Source organism: Streptomyces sp. SID3343, assembly GCF_009865215.1.
GTDB lineage: Bacteria > Actinomycetota > Actinomycetes > Streptomycetales > Streptomycetaceae > Embleya.
This window is the reverse complement of record NZ_WWJX01000207.1, coordinates 1-1,211: the sequence shown is the minus strand read 5'-3', so window position 1 is coordinate 1,211 and position 1,211 is coordinate 1. Positions and strand designations below refer to the sequence as shown.

Sequence of the window (1,211 nt, the reverse complement as noted above, 5' to 3'; positions counted from 1 at the left end):
GACACCCCCGTGGTCGGCGACTGGGACGGCAACCACACCACCACCCCCGGAGTCGTCAAAGTCTGACCCGACCCGGCGGGAGACTTTCCGCCGGTGATCCAGCCCCATCCCATCCCCGACAGCAACGGCTCGGCCGACGTGACGCACCCCGCGATCGAGTACCGAGTTCCGTGACCCTGCCCGCCCGCGGGCGCGTGGGTGATTCACCTCCGCGCCGGCTCGATCCGGCACGCCCGTGCATCGGTGCACTGCGTGCCGAAAACCACCTCCCGAACGCGATGAACGAGGAGAACCGGCATGAAGCCGAAGAAGACGACCAAGACGGTATCCGGCGCAGCAGCGACGGCACTGCTGATCGGCCTGGCCGCGGCGGCCACCGCGACGCCCGCACAGGCGGTGGGCACGTCCACCGTGGACGGCCCGATCACCCGGTCGGAAATAATGGCCCGCGCCCAGTCCTGGGTGGACGAAGGGGTTCCGTACAGCCAGTCGAAGTGGTGGAGCGACAGCAACGGCAGCTACCGGCAGGACTGTTCGGGCTTCGTGTCGATGTCCTGGCACCTGGGATCCAGCCGCGTCACCTGGACCCTCGACGACGTCGCGATCAAGCTCGGCAGCCTCGACGACCTGCAGCCCGGCGACATGATCGACAACATCAGTACCCACGTCGTGCTGTTCGCGGGCTGGACCAATTCGAGCCACACGACCGCGAACATCTACGAGGAAGCCCATTCCGGCACCGACGCCCGGAAGGCGACCTACTCCCGGTCGTACATCAACGCCAACGGCTTCATGCCGTACCGCTACAAGAACGTCGTCGATTCCACGCCGCCGCCGGCCGAGCGGGTCATGTCCTGGTATCTGGCGGATTCCGCGGGCGCGTCGGAGGCGACGCGGCCGATGTTCAAGTACGGCAACACACCGATGGTGCCGTTGTCCGGTGACTTCGACGGAAGTGGCTCCGACAAGGAAGCGGCGTACGATCCGCGGACGTCGACGTTCTACATGGGGGACACGTCGATTTTGTTCGGGAATCCGGGTGACCGGCCGGTGGTGGGTCGTTGGGACGGTGGCGCGGACCTGGTGGGGGTGTATCGGCCGGAGGACTCGACGTTTTATCTGCGGCACGCGGACGGTTCGGTGACGTCGTTCAAGTACGGCAACGGGGGCAACTGGGTTCCGGTCGCGGGTGACTGGGACGGGAACGGGAC

At 66.6% G+C, this 1,211-nt stretch carries 1 pseudogene; it reads left to right on the top strand.

The features are described from left to right. Window positions 1-297: 297 nt before the first annotated feature. Window positions 298-1,211 (top strand): annotated as a pseudogene (locus GT354_RS07435) (hypothetical protein); the annotation flags it as partial.